We start from the raw sequence: 17580 nt of genomic DNA on the forward strand, positions 1-17580 counted from the left end.
GGATTATTGTTCATTTTCACAAAACCGCCGCCACTCCCACAGGGGCTGTGTCGTTTACGGTTTTGCGTCGGTGTCGGGCAGTAGCTGGACGCCGAGGTACAACGCCAGCATGCCGTCCAGGCGCAAGGGGTCGACGCCGCTGAGTTCGGCGATGCGTTCCATGCGGTAACGCAGGCTGTTGCGATGGATGCCCAATACGTCGGCGCAGGCCTGGCTCTGGCCGTCGTGTTCGCACCAGCTGCGCAAGGTCGCCAGCAGCTGGCCGTTGCCGTCCTTGGCGATGACGTTGCGCAATGGTGCGAGCAACTCGTCCAGGGCATCATCGTCGCGATGACGCCAGAGCATGACGGGCAACCGATATCGGGTCAGGGTCAGCAATCGGGAACGGGGCAAGACGTCGCGCCCGTAGGCCAGCAAGTCTGCGACCCGGCGATAGCCGCGGCGTAATCCGGATAGTCCTTCGGCCTGCCCACCCACGGCGATACGCAGGATGTTCCAGCCCAGGCCGTCGAGTTTTTCCAGCAGTCGATCATGCTCGATCGCCTGGCTCGCCGGTCGGCACCACAGCAATGAAGACTTGGCGGAACTCATGCACCAACTGTCCGGGTAGCGCGAGGTCAGCCAGGCACTGAGCGCTTCGACGGTTTGCCCCGGCGCCTGTTCCATGCCCAGCTCAAACAGACACGGCACACGACTCATCTGCGGCTTGAGCCCCAGTTGTTGCGCTTCATCGATCAGCCGCGGCGAATCCCCGGCATCGCTGAGCAGCAACGCCAGCAGATCATCGCAACGCTGGCGTCGCCATTGCTGCTCGGCCTGTTGATTGCGTTGGGCGACCAGCATCTCGGCGGTCATGCGCACCAGTTCGGCGTAGGTGCGCAATTGCTCCGGTTCGCCGGTGATGCCGAGCACGCCAATCAGGCGCTGATCGAGCAACAGCGGCAGGTTGATGCCCGGTTGTACGCCTTTGAGGTGGATCGCGGTCTGGGTGTCGATCTCTACCACCCGAGCGTTGGCCAACACCAGTTGCGCGCCTTCATGGCGGGTGTTGACCCGCTCCGGTTCGCCGCTGCCGAGAATCAGTCCCTGGCTGTCCATGACGTTGACGTTGTACGGCAGGATGGCCATCGCCCGGTCGACGATGTCCTGGGCCAGATCGTGATCGAGTTCGAACATGGCGGGGTCCTTGAAAGCGGGATAGCGAACAACGTTACCCTCGCTTCGTAAAAAATCATAATAAAGAGAGATACCCACCTCCCACAGTTTGATCCTGGGTGCTCGAACTTTCCGTTTGCTCCCAGCGGTTGTTCTGGTATTTGATTGAGCCTTTCCCACTGGTAAAAGGATTTCGTCATGAGCTACCGCACGCTGGGTCATTCTGGTCTGCAGGTGTCGACCCTGACCCTGGGCACCATGATGTTCGGCGAACAGACCAGCACCGAAGATTCCCTGCGGATCATCGACAAGGCCTGGGACCAGGGCATCAACTTCATCGACACCGCCGACGTCTACACCAACGGCCGCTCGGAAGAAATCGTCGGCGAAGCCATCGCCAGTCGCCGTCAGGAATGGGTGCTGGCGACCAAGGTCGGGTTCGGCCCGGCGGACGGCGTGCCCAACCGCAGCGGCTTGAGCCGCAAGCATCTGTTCAACGGTATCGACGCCAGCCTGACGCGCCTGGGAACCGACTATCTGGATATCTATTACCTGCATCGCGAAGACCACAACACGCCGCTGGAGGTCACGGTGTCGGCCATCGGCGACCTGATTCGCCTGGGCAAGATCCGTTACTGGGGTTTGTCGAACTACCGCGGCTGGCGCATCGCCGAGGTGATTCGGGTGGCCGATAAACTGGGCGTCGACCGGCCGGTGATCAGCCAGCCACTGTACAACATCGTCAATCGCCAGGCCGAAACCAAGCAGATCACTGCCGCGCACACCTATGGGCTGGGTGTGGTGCCTTATAGCCCGTTGGCGCGTGGGGTGCTCAGCGGCAAGTACGCGCCAGACGTGAAGCCCGACGCCAACAGCCGTGCCGGACGTGCAGATAAACGCATTCTGGAAACCGAGTGGCGCGTCGAATCCCTGCGTATCGCCCAGCAGATCCAGGAGTACACCCAGGGTCGTGGGGTGGGGATTGTCGAGTTCGCGATTGCCTGGGTGTTGAACAACAGTGCCGTCACGTCAGCCATTGTTGGCCCACGCACTGAAGAACAATGGGATGCCTACACCAAGGCGCAGGTGGTGAAGATCACGGCGGAGGATGAAGCCTTTGTCGATTCGCTGGTAACGCCGGGGCATGCGTCGACACCGGGGTTCAATGATGTGAGCCATTTTGTGTCGGGCCGCGAACCGCGTATGGCTTGAGATCTTTCGCGAGCAAGCTCGCTCCCACAGGGGTTTGGTGTCGATCATCCGACTATGCTTCGACTCAGATCCCCTGTAGGAGCGAGCTCGCTCGCGAAAAACTCAAGAACGCCGCGGGGTGTCAGGCTCGCCGCGTTATCGTTGACGACCTTCGTCGGAACGCCGCCCGGACCAAGCTCGCTCCTACAGGGGAAAGCTGTTGATCGATCGGACAATATTCGGCTCGAAAACCACGTATCCTCTGCGCCCCGTTTCACGTCCAACCTCGCGAGGGCAGTTTGTCTAAAGGTATCGCTTTATCGGTCACGGCCTCGGTGCTGTTTGCCGTCATGTATTACTTCACCTCGCTGCTCTCCCCACTGAGCGGCGTGGAAATCTTTGGCTGGCGCATGCTGTTGACCCTGCCGTGCATGACCGTATTCATGCTGGTCTCCGGCGAATGGAAACGCGTGATCAGCCTCTTTCGGCGGCTGCTTGCCCAACCGAAATTGCTCGCCGGCATGCTCCTGTCCGCTACGCTGCTTGGTCTGCAACTCTGGCTATTCATGTGGGCTCCGCTCAACGGTTATAGCCTCGACGTGTCCCTGGGCTATTTCCTGTTGCCGCTGTCGATGGTGCTGACCGGGCGGTTTGCCTATGGCGAGAATCTGTCCTACCTGCAAAAGGTTGCGGTGTTTTTCGCTTCTCTGGGCGTGCTCAACGAGCTGTATCAGGTCGGCGGTTTTTCCTGGGCGACCTTGCTGGTTGTCGTCGGTTATCCGCTGTACTTCATCCTGCGCAAACGCCTGGCGACCGACAACCTCGGCGGCTTGTGGATGGACATGGCGTTGATGCTGCCGGTGGCGTTGTGGTTCGTTCTGGGCGGCGCACAAGGCTTCGGCGTGTTCGATCAGCATCCGTGGCTGGCGCTGCTGATCCCGCTGCTCGGGGTGATCAGCGCTTCGGCGTTGGTGGTCTACATCGTCGCCAGTCGGTTGTTGCCCTTCAGCCTGTTCGGGTTGTTGAGCTATGTCGAGCCGGTGCTGTTGCTTGGGGTGGCGTTGCTGCTGGGGGAAAGCATCAAGCCCGGGGAATGGCTGACGTACATTCCGATCTGGTTGGCGGTGGTGGTGTTGGTGTTTGAAGGGTTCAAGCACATGGTCCGTAACCGCAGACCTTAAGGTCGCGCAAAACAATGTGGGAGCGAGCCTGCTCGCGAATGCGTGGTGTCAGTCAACGTCAATGTTGCATGACACACCGCTTTCGCGAGCAGGCTCGCTCCCACAATTCTTTCAGCGCGATCGGCTTACTCGGTGGCGAGCACGCCCCGACGAACCTGATCACGTTCGATGGATTCGAACAGCGCCTTGAAGTTGCCTTCACCGAAACCATCATCGCCTTTACGCTGGATGAATTCGAAGAACACCGGTCCCATCAGGGTTTCCGAAAAGATCTGCAGTAGCAGGCGCTTGTCGCCGGACTCGGACGAACCATCCAGCAAGATACCGCGAGCCTGCAGTTCGTTGACCGGCTCGCCATGGTTCGGCAAACGGCCTTCGAGCATCTCGTAGTAGGTTTCCGGTGGCGCGGTCATGAAGCGCATGCCGATGCTTTTCAGGTGATCCCAGGTCTTGATCAGGTCATCGCTGAGGAAGGCCACGTGCTGGATGCCCTCGCCGTTGAACTGCATTAGGAACTCTTCGATCTGCCCGGCGCCCTTGGACGATTCTTCGTTCAACGGGATGCGGATCATGCCATCCGGTGCGGTCATGGCCTTGGAGGTCAGGCCGGTGTATTCGCCCTTGATGTCGAAGTAACGGATCTCGCGGAAGTTGAACAGCTTCTCGTAGAAGTTGGCCCAGTAGGCCATGCGCCCGCGGTACACGTTGTGGGTCAGGTGGTCGATGATCTTCAGGCCGGCCCCGACCGGGTTACGGTCGACGCCTTCGATGAACACAAAGTCGATGTCGTAGATCGAACTGCCTTCACCAAAACGGTCGATCAGGTACAGCGGCGCGCCGCCGATGCCTTTGATTGCCGGCAGGTGCAGCTCCATCGGGCCGGTCTCGATGTGAATCGGCTGGGCGCCGAGTTCCAGGGCACGTTTGTAGGCCTTCTGCGAATCCTTGACGCGGAACGCCATGCCGCACACCGATGGGCCGTGTTCGGCCGCGAAGTACGAAGCAACGCTGTTGGGTTCGTTGTTGAGGATCAGGTTGATCGCGCCCTGGCGATACAGGTGCACGTCTTTGGAGCGATGGGTCGCGACCTTGGTGAAGCCCATGATCTGGAAGATCGGCTCCAGGGTGTTGGGGGTTGGCGATGCGAATTCGATGAATTCAAAGCCCATCAGGCCCATTGGGTTTTCGTATAAATCTGCCATGTTGGCGCCTCATCATTTTTATCAATTAACGGATCGTTAGTTGCTGGCAATGCTGAGACCGGCGGGTGGCGCGCAGGAGATCCCCCGCACGCTGCGGGCGAGGAAGTCACCGTAGATCAATTGAAACCCAAATATCTGCATTTTCGACCCAAGGCTATGGCGGGCGAGGCTTCTGCTGCCAGAAGACGATTATTCTTATATGCGTAACCCGATTCTACACAGCGTAAATCGTTTTGTCCGCCTTCTGTATCAAATCCCCTTTTTCCCTGCGCGCGCAAGGGGTTTGTTGCGCAGTAATCCCCGCCAGCGGGGGCTTTTATCCAATTGGCCATGGGTCTGTACTACCGTTGATCGGCAAAAATCCTCAAGCCCATCTATCATGCCCGTTATCTGCACTCTTCTTGGGAGGCCCGTTGTCGTCCTGCCAGCATTTGAGAGCCCTTTTTCACACCGCTACAGGTTCCACAAATGCCACTGAACGTCAAAACCCGTCGCAAACGCGGGATCAGGATTGCCGTGACCGTCTTGAGCGGTTTACTCCCGGTGCTGCTGGGTTTCGCCATTCTCCATATGCAGGCCGAACGCACACTGCAACACAGCACCCGGCTGTCGGCCAACGAAGCGGTGCGCCAATTCGAACTGATGCTAGACAATACCGCCCAGGCCGCACGCGAATTGCTGCCGCTGGCAGGCCAACGTTGCAGCGATATAAAGCTGGCGTTGCGCGAACAGGTCACCCGCCGTCCCTTTGTGCGCTCGACCAACCTGATCTGGGACAACATTATCTATTGCAGTTCCTTGTTTGGTGATTATCAGGAGCCGATCAATGCCGGCGACTACACCCAAGGCCAGCTGTTATTGATGAAGGGCAACACGGTCACGCCCGACCGCGCGTTGCTGGTGTATCGACTCAGCGAAGGACAAAGGGGGGCCTTGAGCACCCTGGATGGCTATCACCTCAGTAACATTCTGCGCTTGATCGACCGCCACACCCTGCTGGTGTTACAGGTCGGCCCCCATTGGTTGTCTGCTGATGGTCAGTTTCATCAAGGTGCCCTGCCCGCCTTTGCAGAGGCGCAAAGCGATCTGACTTCTTCTCGTTATGCTTTCAGTGTGGCAGCCGGTTTCCACGAGGGTGAAGCGTGGCGCTATATGAAAAGCGAGTATCCGCCGCTGTTCAGTCTGCTGATCTTTTTCGGCGTGGTGTCGGGCTCGATCGGCCACTTTCTGCAAAAGCGCTCCATGTCACCCAGCCATGAAATGCAGCGCGCGATGGAAGCCGGGGAGTTCATTCCGTACTTTCAGCCGGTGGTGCATGGTGGCAGCAAGCAGTGGTCCGGTTGCGAGGTGTTGATGCGCTGGAACCATCCGAAGGAAGGCCTGGTGCGTCCGGACCTGTTCATCCCGTTTGCCGAATACTCCGGGTTGATCGTGCCGATGACCCGCTCATTGATGCAACAGACCGCCGCGCTGCTGGGCCCTCTGTCCTCGTCATTCGAAGAACCGTTTCACATTGGCATCAACATCACCGCCAGCCACTGCAAGGATCTGGTGCTGGTCGAGGATTGTCGCCAGTTCATCAAGGCCTTCGCACCAGGCTCGATCAGCCTGGTGTTGGAGTTGACCGAACGGGAACTCATCGAGCCCACGGCCATGACTCACCAATTGTTCGAACAGCTGCATGAGCTTGGCGTGATGATCGCGATCGACGACTTCGGTACCGGCCACTCGAGCCTGGGTTATCTGCGCCAATTCAACGTGGACTTTCTCAAGATCGACCAGAGTTTTGTCGCCATGATCGGTGTCGACGCGCTCTCCCGGCACATTCTCGACACCATCATCGAACTCTCGGCCAAGCTTGACCTGGCCATCGTCGCCGAAGGCGTGGAAACCGCGGAACAAAGTGATTACCTGACCGCCCACGGCGTGAACTTCCTGCAAGGCTACCTGTTCGGCCGGCCAATGCCCGCTGCGGAGTTCATTAACGCATTAAGTCATCATTAAACTAGTGGTTGCAGGCAACGAGGCCGGAAAAGGCGCCCCCATTGAATCAAACACTAGTGTAGTTACATGAAGAAAAAGACAGGATTTACTCTTGGCCAATTAACTACTACAATTTTTCATGCCTGTGCAAGATTGGCAGGTGAGCCATTATCACCGAGTCGCTACAAGGCTCCTGGCTTATAGCTTTGTTTGCGGTTGGTATCAGCCAAATACACTATTGGAGTAAAGATATTGTCCAGACTCGCTGAATTTCGTGCAGCTGAAAAGGCCCTTCAGGAACAGCTCAAGCAGCTGGAAGCCCTGAAGAACGATGCCGGGCTCAAGAAAGAAATCGAATTCGAAGAAAAGCTCCAGGGGCTGATGAAAACCTACGGCAAGAGCCTGCGCGACATCATCGCCATTCTCGATACGAACCCGGCAAAATCAGGCCTGCAACAGGCAGCAGCGCCTAAAACCCGCCGCGCTCGCGTGGTCAAGGTTTATCAGAATCCGCACACCGGTGAACTGATTGAAACCAAGGGCGGCAACCACCGTGGCTTGAAAGCCTGGAAGGAAGAATACGGTGTCGACACCGTGGATTCCTGGCTGCGTGGTTAAGCACTCGCGGTAATAAAAAAAGCCCTGCCCATGCAGGGCTTTTTCATGGGCGCCGTCTAAGGGCAACGAGTGCAGCCGATCGTTCGCTACTTGCCGACTACTTTGTGCTTAATCCTTTTTGGCATCTAAAAATATCCGAATGTGCTGTCCCCTGCAGCGCACTGAAATCTTTAACTAAAGTTTCAAGCTGTTACGAGCAGCGTCTATTTCGCCCTGGCTTGCCTTATAAACCTCAGCCTGCCCCGCGCAGGAAAAAACATAGGCTTTATCGGCATCCACGGCCGCCACCAATGTTTGAGACAACACATGACGACCGTTCTGAGTGATGGTGCAGGTAGTTTCCAACGCCGCCAAACGGCTCAAGCGAGCGGGGTGAATCTTGTTGCAGACACTTTGATACCCACCCTCGAAGAAGTCTTTCTGCACCGACTTGCGCATTTCCAGCAACACACCCTGCAGGTTCACCTGATGACCGCTTTGCACTTGGGTCATGGTCACTTCCATGACCATCACCGGTGTGCCGCCCTGATCGTTTTTCACCGCGCGCTGGCGGGATACCTGGGCGTCCGCGGTTTCTTGCGGAACGGGCTCGACCTCCCAGCCCACAGGCCAGGTCACGACCGGCGCGTCGGCCTGGGCACTGGTCGCCCCCGAGAGTACAGCCAGCAGGACGAACATCGATGCAGATAATCGAATCATTGCAATGAACACTCACGGATTGATCCACAAAGTCTGAGCCTCGCCCGTCTGCCAGGCAATAGCCGAAGGTTTTGGGTTTGGTGATGGCTGCGCCCTTGCGTATCATGGTCATCATTCGTTAGCCCCACTTATTTTCCGGAGGGCCCATGAGCCTGCACGAATTGAACACCTTCCCCGGCGTGACCGCCCAGCCTGACAACGCGACTCACAAGTTCGTCTTCAACCACACCATGCTGCGGGTCAAGGACATCACTAAGTCCCTGGATTTCTACACCCGTGTCCTGGGTTTCTCGCTGGTGGAGAAGCGCGACTTTCCGGAAGCCGAATTCAGCCTGTACTTCCTGGCGCTGGTCGATAAAGCCCAGATCCCGGCCGACGGCGCTGCGCGCACCGAATGGATGAAATCGATCCCGGGCATTCTTGAACTGACCCACAACCACGGCACCGAAAACGACGCGGATTTCGCCTACCACAACGGCAATACCGACCCGCGCGGCTTTGGTCACATCTGCATCTCGGTGCCGGACATCGTCACCGCCTGCGAGCGCTTCGAAGCGCTGGGCTGCGATTTCCAGAAACGCCTGAACGACGGGCGCATGAAGAGCCTGGCGTTCATCAAGGACCCGGATGCCTACTGGGTGGAGATCATCCAGCCTGCTCCGCTGTAAGCCCACCACACATACCCTGTGGGAGCGAGCTTGCTCGCGATGGCGTCGGCACATTCAAAATGGATGTGACTGACAGTCCGCCATCGCGAGCAAGCTCGCTCCCACAAAAAACCCATGATCACTCATGGGTTGTGTGTTTTCAGCGTCCGGTATTACGCCGGCGCCGAAGTCCGGATCAAGTGATCGAACGCACTCAAGGAAGCCTTGGCACCCTCGCCCACCGCGATCACGATCTGCTTGTACGGCACGGTGGTCACGTCACCGGCAGCGAACACGCCTGGCACCGACGTCTCACCACGGGCATCGACAATGATCTCGCCGCGCGGCGACAACTCGATGGTGCCTTTGAGCCAATCGGTATTGGGCAACAGACCGATCTGCACGAAGATCCCTTCCAGTTCCACGGTACGCAGTTCGTCAGTCTGACGATCCTTGTAGCGCAGGCCATTGACCTTCTGACCGTCGCCGGTCACTTCCGTGGTCTGCGCATGGGTAATCACGGTGACGTTCGGCAGGCTGTGCAACTTGCGTTGCAAGACCGCATCGGCGCGCAGCTGCACGTCGAACTCCAGCAGTGTCACGTGGGACACGATGCCGGCCAGGTCGATAGCCGCCTCGACGCCGGAGTTACCGCCACCGATCACCGCCACTCGCTTGCCTTTGAACAGCGGACCGTCGCAGTGCGGGCAGTACGCCACGCCCTTGTTGCGGTATTGCTGCTCACCCGGGACGTTCATTTCACGCCACCGCGCACCGGTCGCCAGTATCACGGTCCTGGCTTTCAATGTCGCGCCGCTGGCAAAGTGGACCTCGTTCAGTGCGCCATTTTTGCCCGGCACCAGTTTGTCGGCGCGCTGCAGGTTCATGATGTCGACGTCGTATTGCTTGACGTGTTCTTCGAGGGCCACGGCCAGTTTCGGCCCTTCGGTTTCCTGCACGGAGATGAAGTTCTCGATGGCCATGGTGTCCAGCACCTGCCCACCGAAACGCTCGGCCGCGACACCGGTGCGAATGCCTTTACGGGCGGCGTAGATCGCTGCCGAAGCACCGGCCGGACCACCGCCTACAACCAGTACGTCAAAGGCTTCCTTGGCGCTGATTTTCTCGGCCTGGCGTTCGATGCCGCTGGTGTCGATTTTAGCGAGGATTTCTTCCAGGCCCATGCGGCCCTGACCGAAGTTCACGCCATTGAGGTAGATGCTTGGCACGGCCATGATCTGGCGCTCGTCGACTTCGGCCTGGAACAGCGCGCCGTCGATGGCGACGTGGCGGATGTTCGGGTTCAGCACCGCCATCAGGTTCAGCGCCTGGACCACGTCCGGGCAGTTCTGGCAAGACAGCGAAAAGTAAGTCTCGAAGCTGAATTCGCCTTTGATAGAGCGAATCTGTTCGATCACTTCCGCACTGGCTTTGGAGGGGTGGCCGCCGACTTGCAGCAAGGCCAGCACCAGGGATGTGAATTCGTGGCCCATGGGGATGCCGGCGAAACGCAGGCTGATATCCGCCCCTGGGCGGTTGATCGAGAACGATGGTTTGCGTGCATCGTCACCGTTGTCGAGCAAGGTAATTTGAGTGGAAAGACTGGCAACATCTTTCAGCAGTTCGAGCATTTCCCGGGATTTCGCACCGTCGTCGAGGGAGGCAACGATCTCGATCGGTTGGGTGACCCGTTCCAGGTACGATTTCAACTGGGCTTTAAGATTGGCGTCCAACATACGGGCGATTTCCTTTTGTTCGGTTCATAAAAAAACGCCCGAGCGAATCTCGCCCGGGCGTTTTTATTGGGCGGTGCAGCTTACTTAAGTGCGGATATCCGCCCTTGCATGACTCACAGGCTTAGATCTTGCCAACCAGGTCCAGGGACGGAGCCAGTGTGGCCTCGCCTTCTTTCCACTTGGCTGGGCAAACCTGGCCCGGGTGAGCAGCGACGTACTGGGCAGCCTTGATTTTGCGCAGCAGCTCGGAAGCGTCACGGCCAACGCCGCCATCGTTCAGTTCAACGATTTTGATCTGGCCTTCAGGGTTGATCACGAAGGTGCCACGGTCAGCCAGGCCAGCTTCTTCGATCAGCACGTCGAAGTTGCGGGAGATGGCGTGGGTCGGGTCGCCGATCATGGTGTACTGGATCTTGCCGATGGCTGGCGAAGTGTTGTGCCAGGCAGCGTGGGCAAAGTGGGTATCGGTGGAAACGCTGTAGATCTCGACGCCCAGCTTCTGGAACGCGTCGTAGTTGTCAGCCAGGTCTTCCAGTTCGGTCGGGCAAACGAAGGTGAAGTCGGCTGGGTAGAAGAACACGACAGACCACTTGCCTTTCAGGTCCGCGTCCGACACTTTTACGAAGTCGCCATTTTTAAAGGCGTCAGCTTTGAACGGTTTAACTTGGCTGTTGATGATAGGCATCGGTGACTCTCCGTCAGGGTTGAAAAGTTGATGGAATGAATCCTACCTATTCAATCCTCCGATAGCTCATTGGCAAACCTCATGCTGCTGATTGGTTTTCGCTATTAGCGGAGAGTATTAATAGAAGAAAACGGAATCTAGGGCGCCACGGGCTTTTCTACGATCCGGGGCATGACCGGAAACGGATTGGCGTCTACGTAACGCATGGCCGACTTCATATCCTTCCAACCGACGTAACTCATCAGCGATTTCAAATCCCAACCGCTCTGATGCGCCCAGGTGGCGAACCCTCGGCGCAAGGAGTGGCTGGTGTAGTGTTCGGCCGGGATGCCTGCGCGCTCCAACGCCTGGCGCAGTAACGGGATCACGCTGTTGGCGTGCAGCCCCTCCTCGCCCAAGTTGCCCCAACGGTCGATACCGCGAAACACCGGACCACGGACCAATGCGGCCTCGCCGATCCAGGCGATGTACGCCTGCACCGGACACAAACGCTGCAGAGCCGGCGTCTGATAGGTCTTGCCGAGGTTTTCACGATCGCTCTTGCTGCGCGGCAGATAGAGCGTGATGCCGGACCCGGCGCTCGCTTGCACGTGCTCGATCTGCAGGCGACACAACTCATCGCTACGAAAGCCACGCCAGAAGCCCAGCAGAATCAGCGCCGTGTCGCGCCTTGCGCGCAAGAGAGCTGACTGATCACCTGCCGATCGTGCGGCTTGTGCCTCCTGCTCCAGCCAGGCCACCACCTGTTCGAGATGCTGCAGCTGCAACGGCTCGGCCTGCTTTTCCTGCGCCGGATGCAACGCGCGGATGCCCTTGAACACCTTGCGCACCACCGGCGCCTTGGTCGGATCGGCAAAGCCCTGGCTGTTGTGCCATTGCGCCAGTGCCGACAATCGCAACTTCAAGGTGTTGATCGACAACTCCCCGGCATACGCCACCAGATAACGCGCGACGCTGTCCGCGGTGGCTGGCAGGAAACCGCCCCAACTGACTTCAAAGTGCTCGATGGCCGCCCGATAGCTGCGACGGGTGTTGTCGCGGGTGGCGGCTTGCAGGTAACGATCAAGCTCACTCATGAATTGACCTTGCACAAACCCTGTAGGAGCGAAGCTTGCTCGCGAATATCGTCAACGATAACGCTGCCTGCCTGAATGCACACAGCGCCCTCAAATTTTTCGCCCATGACATGAATCTGCCCTGCCCCTGTAGGAGCAAGCTTGCTCGCGAAGGCCGTCAACGAAAACGCGGTTTACCTGAATGCACGCGGCGCTCTCTGGTTTTTCGCGAGCAAGCTCGCTCCTACAGGGGGTGTGGTGTACGGAAATAGAGCTGCGAACACATCGGAAACGCTCTGACACGGGGTAATACCAGTATATCCCGTGTCATCTTGTTAGCGTATTTATGTTTTCAAATAGCGTGGTACAATGTGTAATTAAGTAGTACATACCACATTACGAAATCGTAGGAGAGCACATGGCCCGTGGCGGCATCAACAAAGCAGTGGTTCAAACGGCCCGTCTGGCACTCCTCGCCCGCGGCGAAAACCCCAGCATCGACGCGGTGCGGATCGAGATGGGCAATACCGGCTCGAAAACCACCATCCACCGCTATCTGAAAGAGCTGGACGATGGCGTTGAACCGGCCGCGCCCTCTGCCGAACCCATCGACGACGAGCTCGCAGCACTGGTCTCACGCCTGGCGCAGCGCCTCAAGGAACAGGCGCAGGAACCCATCGACCAGGCACGCGCGCAGTTCGAGCAACAACGGACAGAGCTTGAAACTCAGTTGACCGAAGCCCGGCAAGCCAACACCCAACTGCAGCAGCAATACGAAATTCAAAGCCTGGCATTCACCCAGGAATCCGAAGCCCTGGAAAACACCCGCGCCCTGCTGCAGACCGAGCAAACCCGTAACGCCGGACTGAACCAGGCATTGGCCGATTTCGATTTACGCTTGCAAGACAAGGACGAGCAGATCCGCTCCCTTGAAGAGAAACACCTGCACACCCGCGACGCTCTGGAGCACTACCGCAACGCCGTCAAAGAACAGCGCGAACAGGATCAAAGCCGCCATGAAAGCCAGGTGCAGCAGATTCAGATGGAATTGCGCCAGGCCCAGCAGAGCGCCCTGGTGCGCCAGGATGAAATCACCCAGCTGCACCGCGACAACGAGCGTTTGCTGACCGAGAACCGTGGCACGTTGCGCGAATTGAGCCTGCTGCAGGAACAGCTCAAGCAAACCCACCATCGGCAGGACCAGTTACTGGAACAGGCCAACCGCATCGACAACGAGCGTACCCTCCTCCAGGAACGCCTGCGCACTGCCCTGCTGGAAAGCCAGTCGCTTAAACAGAGCGTCGAGGAGCATGCGCAGGCGAATAAATCACTGGAAGTCGAATTGACGCAGACCCAGGCGACCCTGCAGCAGCTGCGCCTGGCGGCTGTCGTTGCGACAGCGCCAGAGGCAGAGGCAGTGCAAGAGCAGAAGAAGGATTAACCCGCGACCGGGGCGCGCAAGGTGACGAACTCTTCGGCGGCCGTCGGATGCACGCCGATGGTTTCGTCGAAGTCTCGCTTGATGGCGCCGGCCTTCAAGGCAATCGCCAGGCCCTGGACGATTTCACCGGCGTCGGGGCCGACCATGTGGCAACCCAGCACCTTGTCGGTCTTGCCGTCCACCACCAGTTTCATCAGCGTGCGCTCCTGGCAGTCGGTCAGGGTCAGCTTCATCGGCCGGAAACGGCTTTCGAAAATCACCACATCGTGCCCGGCCTCCCGGGCCTCTTCCTCGGTCAAACCGACCGTGCCGATGTTCGGCAGGCTGAACACCGCCGTCGGGATCATCTTGTAATCCACCGGACGATACTGCTCAGGCTTGAACAAGCGCCGCGCCACCGCCATGCCTTCGGCCAGCGCGACCGGCGTCAGCTGAACCCGACCGATCACATCGCCAAGGGCCAGGATCGACGGCTCGGCCGTCTGATACAGCTCGTCGACTTCGACGAACCCTTTCTTGTCCAGTTTGACCCCGGTGTTTTCCAGCCCGAGGTTGTCCAGCATCGGACGCCGGCCAGTGGCATAAAACACGCAATCGGCCTCCAGCTCGCGACCGTCCTTGAGGGTGACTTTCAGACTGCCATCGGCCTGCTTGTCGATGCGCTCGATGTCGGCATTGAATTGCAGATCCATGCCGCGCTTGGTCAGCTCTTCCTGCAAGTGCTTGCGCACCGCTCCGTCGAAACCGCGCAGGAACAGTTCACCGCGATACAGCAAGGTGGTGTCGGCGCCCAGGCCGTGGAAGATTCCGGCGAACTCGACGGCGATATAACCACCACCCACCACCAGCACGCGCTTTGGCAGCTCTTTGAGGAAAAACGCCTGGTTGGAACTGATCGCATGCTCGTGACCCGGAATCTCCGGGATCTGCGGCCAGCCGCCGGTAGCGATCAAGATGTTTTCAGCCGTATGGCGCTCGCCATTGATTTCGACCGTATGCGGATCGACGATCTTCGCGTGGCCTTCATGCAAGGTCACGCCGCTGTTGACCAGCAGGTTGCGGTAGATGCCATTGAGGCGATTGATCTCGCGATCCTTGTTGGCGATCAGCGTCGCCCAGTCGAACTTCGCCTCGCCCGGAGTCCAGCCGAAACCGGAAGACTGTTCGAAGTCTTCGGCGAAGTGCGCGCCATAAACCAGCAACTTCTTCGGCACGCAGCCGACGTTCACACAGGTGCCCCCCAGGTAACGGCTCTCGGCCACGGCCACTTTCGCGCCAAAACCGGCCGCAAACCGCGCAGCCCGCACACCGCCGGAACCGGCGCCAATCACATAAAGGTCAAAATCGTAGGCCATTGTCTATCTCCTCGGCAGGCCACCAGCATACCTGCAGACGTCCGTTGGGCAAGCGCTGCACACGATATGGGGCCGGAAAAACAAAAAGCCACCCGAAGGTGGCTTTTCGATACAAGCGGGTCAGGCTATCAGTAAGCCTTGCCAGTCTTGTAGAAGTTCTCGAAGCAGAAGTTGGTCGCGTCGATGTAGCCTTCGGCGCCGCCGCAGTCGAAACGCTTGCCCTTGAACTTGTAGGCCATCACGCAGCCGTTTTGCGCCTGCTTCATCAGGGCGTCGGTGATCTGGATTTCGCCGCCTTTGCCTGGTTCGGTCTGTTCGATCAGGTCGAAAATGTCCGGGGTCAGGATGTAGCGACCGATGATCGCCAGGTTCGACGGCGCATCTTCCGGCTTCGGCTTCTCGACCATGCTGTGCACGCGGTAGATATCGTCGCGGATCATTTCACCGGCGATCACACCGTACTTGTGGGTTTCCTGCGGGTCGACTTCCTGGATGGCGACGATCGAGCAGCGGAACTGTTTGTACAGCTTGACCATCTGGGTCAGTACGCCGTCGCCGTCGAGGTTGACGCACAAGTCATCCGCCAGGACCACGGCGAACGGTTCGTCGCCGATCAGTGGGCGGCCGGTCAGGATCGCATGGCCCAGGCCTTTCATTTCGGTCTGGCGCGTGTAGGAGAACGAGCAGTTGTCGAGCAGCTTGCGGATGCCGACCAGGTACTTTTCCTTGTCGGTGCCCTTGATCTGGTTTTCCAGCTCGTAGCTGATGTCGAAGTGGTCTTCAAGGGCGCGTTTGCCGCGACCGGTGACGATGGAAATTTCGGTCAGCCCAGCGTCCAGTGCTTCTTCAACGCCGTACTGGATCAGTGGCTTGTTTACCACCGGCAGCATTTCCTTGGGCATGGCTTTGGTCGCTGGGAGGAAGCGAGTGCCGTAACCGGCTGCTGGGAACAAGCATTTCTTGATCATATAAGTCCTTGAAAGGGCTGTGTGTTCGAGTTTCGGCGCAGTCTAATCAGGCGGCGGGCACCTTACAATGCCCGGCGCTGGCTAACCGATGCCATCATAGAGAAATATTCTCGCGGATAGTTCCGAATTTAGTACTGCAGATCTTCCGCTGCCTTCTATAAATAGCAGAGACTGGCAGACCTGCACGTCTATCAACCGGACAGGAACCGCACCACCATACGCCCATCGGCACCCGTTGGGTGCATTTGGCGCTATCATTGCGCGATTGAACCAGCCAACGAGGCAGATAGATGTCGGTAGCAAAAAGCGTCAACGGGTACCTGATCAACCAGGCAAAAGACGGCCAGTGGTGGGTCGACAGCGTCGGCGGCGAGAATATCGCCGGCCCCTTCCCCAGCGAAGCGTTGGCGATTGAAGTGGCATCGGTGTTGCAAGACCAGCCTGCAGCCCCCAAACGCCGCGGCAAAGACAAGAGCTGATCAGCCTCTGTCGCACGCAGCCCTGCTTTACGCAGGGCTTTTTTGTGATTGCCCGCACAGAAGTGGCCAATCGCTATAACCTTTTGCAACCAGCGCTGTCACAGGCTTAGCCCCATCATTCTGACGACGACCACAACACATGAATAGATTTTTGCCAATGATCGCGCTTCTGGCCCTTACCGGCTGCGCCACGTCGGAAACGACTTACCTGCACAACGGAGAACAAGGCCTGACCATCGACTGTTCCGGGGAAGCCAATTCCTGGGCTACCTGCTACGAAAAAGCTGATGCCTCCTGCGCCGGGACCGGCTACCGCATCGTCGGTACGGACGGCACACCGTCGCCCAAGGAAAGCGAAAAGACCCTGGGCGTGGACGTCGGCAACTACAAGAACCGCAGCGTGGTGGTGGTCTGCAAGTAGGGCGTCCTGCCCTACATGTGAATCTCGGCGAACTTGATGCCCAGGCCACGCACGGTCTCGATCAGGTCATCGAGACCGCTGAAGGATTCGACTTCATCGTTGTCATCCACCAGGAAATAGCTGCGCCCGGCGCTCTTCTTGAAAAACACGATCCATTCCCCCGGGTTCGCCGGGTTCTGGATCACGTGGGTGGCAGAGATGTGACCCTCTGCATGGCACGCCCGTGCCTGTTCTCGCTTCATGCTCGACTCCGGTAATGACAATGACTGTAGGAGCGAGCTCGCTCCCGCCTATCAGCCGGAAATGCACGCCGTAGCGGCATCGCGTACATCCTGGGGGCGCAATGGCACGTTGGAGATGCGCTCGTGCAGCTTGATGCTGCTGCCACTGGAGCGGTCTTCGATAACGAACACCGCAGCCGGGCCCGAGGAAAACTTCTGCGGCACGATAACCCGCACGCCATCCTTCTGCGGTTCGATCTGCAGGGCGCCACGGCTGCTGGCCAGCTTCTCGGTCAGGCACTGCGCGTACTCATGGGGCTTCTTGCCGGAAATCACGCTCATGGTAGGCAGCGTTTGATTGATGTCCGAGACACTCGCACAACCATTCATCGCCAAGACCAACGGCAGGATCCATATACCCCATTTCATACTAAATCTCCGATAAAGAGCCTCCGACAGCATAAAAGCCGTTTTTCTCCGAAGCTCGTTGCGTTTATCGCGCATGGAATCGCGAATAACTGTTTTTAATTGTCAAAGCGCACC

At 58.4% G+C, this 17580-nt stretch carries 18 protein-coding genes; 8 read left to right on the top strand and 10 right to left on the bottom strand.

Annotated elements, in window-relative coordinates; genetic code table 11:
- Positions 1-54: 54 nt before the first annotated feature.
- Entirely contained in the window at positions 55-1176 is a 1122-nt protein-coding gene (locus ACA041_RS16680; protein WP_497434081.1) for a sugar diacid recognition domain-containing protein, read from the bottom strand.
- A gap of 177 nt (positions 1177-1353) precedes the next feature.
- On the opposite strand from ACA041_RS16680, the gene ACA041_RS16685 reads away from it, so the two are divergent.
- Positions 1354-2367 carry an aldo/keto reductase gene (locus tag ACA041_RS16685; RefSeq protein WP_497434083.1) on the top strand — a complete coding sequence of 338 codons (1014 nt, stop codon included), beginning with the start codon at positions 1354-1356 and terminating at the stop codon, positions 2365-2367.
- Between the two features lie 278 nt (positions 2368-2645).
- Positions 2646-3527, top strand: a complete 882-nt coding sequence (gene rarD, locus ACA041_RS16690) for an EamA family transporter RarD (RefSeq protein WP_497434086.1) — start codon at positions 2646-2648, stop codon at positions 3525-3527.
- 125 nt (positions 3528-3652) lie between these two features.
- Here the strand turns inward: rarD and hppD are convergent, their stop codons facing one another.
- Complete coding sequence (hppD, locus tag ACA041_RS16695; protein ID WP_497434089.1) at positions 3653-4729, bottom strand: 4-hydroxyphenylpyruvate dioxygenase; 1077 nt, start codon at positions 4727-4729, stop codon at positions 3653-3655.
- 468 nt (positions 4730-5197) lie between these two features.
- Here hppD and ACA041_RS16700 point away from each other — a divergent pair, with 468 nt between their 5' ends.
- Together ACA041_RS16700 and ACA041_RS16705 are read left to right on the top strand one after the other, a co-directional pair.
- Positions 5198-6733: an EAL domain-containing protein gene (locus tag ACA041_RS16700; RefSeq protein ID WP_497434091.1), complete on the top strand. Its 1536-nt coding sequence runs from the start codon at positions 5198-5200 to the stop codon at positions 6731-6733.
- Between the two features lie 231 nt (positions 6734-6964).
- Positions 6965-7330: a histone-like nucleoid-structuring protein, MvaT/MvaU family gene (locus ACA041_RS16705; protein ID WP_497434095.1), complete on the top strand. Its 366-nt coding sequence runs from the start codon at positions 6965-6967 to the stop codon at positions 7328-7330.
- A gap of 174 nt (positions 7331-7504) precedes the next feature.
- Here ACA041_RS16705 and ACA041_RS16710 read toward each other — a convergent pair whose 3' ends face one another.
- Positions 7505-8008: a DUF4946 domain-containing protein gene (locus ACA041_RS16710; RefSeq protein WP_497442094.1), complete on the bottom strand. Its 504-nt coding sequence runs from the start codon at positions 8006-8008 to the stop codon at positions 7505-7507.
- Between the two features lie 167 nt (positions 8009-8175).
- On the opposite strand from ACA041_RS16710, the gene gloA reads away from it, so the two are divergent.
- Positions 8176-8697: a lactoylglutathione lyase gene (gene gloA / locus ACA041_RS16715; RefSeq protein WP_497434099.1), complete on the top strand. Its 522-nt coding sequence runs from the start codon at positions 8176-8178 to the stop codon at positions 8695-8697.
- 152 nt (positions 8698-8849) lie between these two features.
- Here gloA and ahpF read toward each other — a convergent pair whose 3' ends face one another.
- The 3 genes from ahpF to ACA041_RS16730 form a co-directional block, all read right to left on the bottom strand.
- Complete coding sequence (gene ahpF / locus ACA041_RS16720; protein ID WP_497434103.1) at positions 8850-10412, bottom strand: alkyl hydroperoxide reductase subunit F; 1563 nt, start codon at positions 10410-10412, stop codon at positions 8850-8852.
- Positions 10413-10533: 121 nt separating this feature from the next.
- Positions 10534-11097 (bottom strand): alkyl hydroperoxide reductase subunit C, encoded by a 564-nt coding sequence (gene ahpC / locus ACA041_RS16725; protein ID WP_007975937.1) that lies wholly within the window; start codon positions 11095-11097, stop codon positions 10534-10536.
- Between the two features lie 137 nt (positions 11098-11234).
- Complete coding sequence (locus ACA041_RS16730) at positions 11235-12173, bottom strand: site-specific integrase (RefSeq protein ID WP_497434106.1); 939 nt, start codon at positions 12171-12173, stop codon at positions 11235-11237.
- A 397-nt stretch (positions 12174-12570) separates the two neighbouring features.
- Between ACA041_RS16730 and ACA041_RS16735 the strand changes: the two genes are divergently transcribed.
- Positions 12571-13593, top strand: a complete 1023-nt coding sequence (locus ACA041_RS16735; RefSeq protein ID WP_497434110.1) for a DNA-binding protein — start codon at positions 12571-12573, stop codon at positions 13591-13593.
- On the opposite strand, the gene gorA is transcribed toward ACA041_RS16735, so the two are convergent.
- Positions 13590-14948: a glutathione-disulfide reductase gene (gene gorA / locus ACA041_RS16740; protein ID WP_497434116.1), complete on the bottom strand. Its 1359-nt coding sequence runs from the start codon at positions 14946-14948 to the stop codon at positions 13590-13592. The genes ACA041_RS16735 and gorA overlap by 4 nt on opposite strands.
- Positions 14949-15076: 128 nt before the next feature.
- Positions 15077-15916: a UTP--glucose-1-phosphate uridylyltransferase GalU gene (gene galU / locus ACA041_RS16745; protein WP_064678069.1), complete on the bottom strand. Its 840-nt coding sequence runs from the start codon at positions 15914-15916 to the stop codon at positions 15077-15079.
- Between the two features lie 290 nt (positions 15917-16206).
- Between galU and ACA041_RS16750 the strand changes: the two genes are divergently transcribed.
- Positions 16207-16395, top strand: a complete 189-nt coding sequence (locus ACA041_RS16750) for a hypothetical protein (protein ID WP_338919153.1) — start codon at positions 16207-16209, stop codon at positions 16393-16395.
- Between the two features lie 139 nt (positions 16396-16534).
- Positions 16535-16816 (top strand): hypothetical protein, encoded by a 282-nt coding sequence (locus ACA041_RS16755; RefSeq protein ID WP_497434120.1) that lies wholly within the window; start codon positions 16535-16537, stop codon positions 16814-16816.
- Positions 16817-16827: 11 nt separating this feature from the next.
- Here the strand turns inward: ACA041_RS16755 and ACA041_RS16760 are convergent, their stop codons facing one another.
- Both ACA041_RS16760 and ACA041_RS16765 read right to left on the bottom strand, forming a co-directional pair.
- Positions 16828-17058, bottom strand: a complete 231-nt coding sequence (locus tag ACA041_RS16760) for a hypothetical protein (RefSeq protein ID WP_497434126.1) — start codon at positions 17056-17058, stop codon at positions 16828-16830.
- 51 nt (positions 17059-17109) lie between these two features.
- The gene (locus tag ACA041_RS16765; protein ID WP_497434129.1) at positions 17110-17466 is read right to left on the bottom strand and encodes a hypothetical protein; all 357 of its coding nucleotides are present in this window, start codon (positions 17464-17466) and stop codon (positions 17110-17112) included.
- Positions 17467-17580 lie beyond the last annotated feature (114 nt).

The sequence above is a fragment of the Pseudomonas sp. LBUM1676 genome (assembly GCF_059695605.1).

What these genes read in the sequence shown, in the direction of transcription:
- ACA041_RS16680 (WP_497434081.1), bottom strand. Translation starts at nt 1,176, where the DNA reads ATGTTCGAACTCGATCACGATCTGGCCCAGGACATCGTCGACCGGGCG.
- ACA041_RS16685 (WP_497434083.1), top strand. Translation starts at nt 1,354, where the DNA reads ATGAGCTACCGCACGCTGGGTCATTCTGGTCTGCAGGTGTCGACCCTG.
- hppD (WP_497434089.1), bottom strand. Translation starts at nt 4,729, where the DNA reads ATGGCAGATTTATACGAAAACCCAATGGGCCTGATGGGCTTTGAATTC.
- ACA041_RS16700 (WP_497434091.1), top strand. Translation starts at nt 5,198, where the DNA reads ATGCCACTGAACGTCAAAACCCGTCGCAAACGCGGGATCAGGATTGCC.
- ACA041_RS16710 (WP_497442094.1), bottom strand. Translation starts at nt 8,008, where the DNA reads ATGTTCGTCCTGCTGGCTGTACTCTCGGGGGCGACCAGTGCCCAGGCC.
- gloA (WP_497434099.1), top strand. Translation starts at nt 8,176, where the DNA reads ATGAGCCTGCACGAATTGAACACCTTCCCCGGCGTGACCGCCCAGCCT.
- ahpF (WP_497434103.1), bottom strand. Translation starts at nt 10,412, where the DNA reads ATGTTGGACGCCAATCTTAAAGCCCAGTTGAAATCGTACCTGGAACGG.
- ahpC (WP_007975937.1), bottom strand. Translation starts at nt 11,097, where the DNA reads ATGCCTATCATCAACAGCCAAGTTAAACCGTTCAAAGCTGACGCCTTT.
- ACA041_RS16730 (WP_497434106.1), bottom strand. Translation starts at nt 12,173, where the DNA reads ATGAGTGAGCTTGATCGTTACCTGCAAGCCGCCACCCGCGACAACACC.
- ACA041_RS16735 (WP_497434110.1), top strand. Translation starts at nt 12,571, where the DNA reads ATGGCCCGTGGCGGCATCAACAAAGCAGTGGTTCAAACGGCCCGTCTG.
- gorA (WP_497434116.1), bottom strand. Translation starts at nt 14,948, where the DNA reads ATGGCCTACGATTTTGACCTTTATGTGATTGGCGCCGGTTCCGGCGGT.
- galU (WP_064678069.1), bottom strand. Translation starts at nt 15,916, where the DNA reads ATGATCAAGAAATGCTTGTTCCCAGCAGCCGGTTACGGCACTCGCTTC.
- ACA041_RS16750 (WP_338919153.1), top strand. Translation starts at nt 16,207, where the DNA reads ATGTCGGTAGCAAAAAGCGTCAACGGGTACCTGATCAACCAGGCAAAA.
- ACA041_RS16755 (WP_497434120.1), top strand. Translation starts at nt 16,535, where the DNA reads ATGAATAGATTTTTGCCAATGATCGCGCTTCTGGCCCTTACCGGCTGC.
- ACA041_RS16760 (WP_497434126.1), bottom strand. Translation starts at nt 17,058, where the DNA reads ATGAAGCGAGAACAGGCACGGGCGTGCCATGCAGAGGGTCACATCTCT.
- ACA041_RS16765 (WP_497434129.1), bottom strand. Translation starts at nt 17,466, where the DNA reads ATGAAATGGGGTATATGGATCCTGCCGTTGGTCTTGGCGATGAATGGT.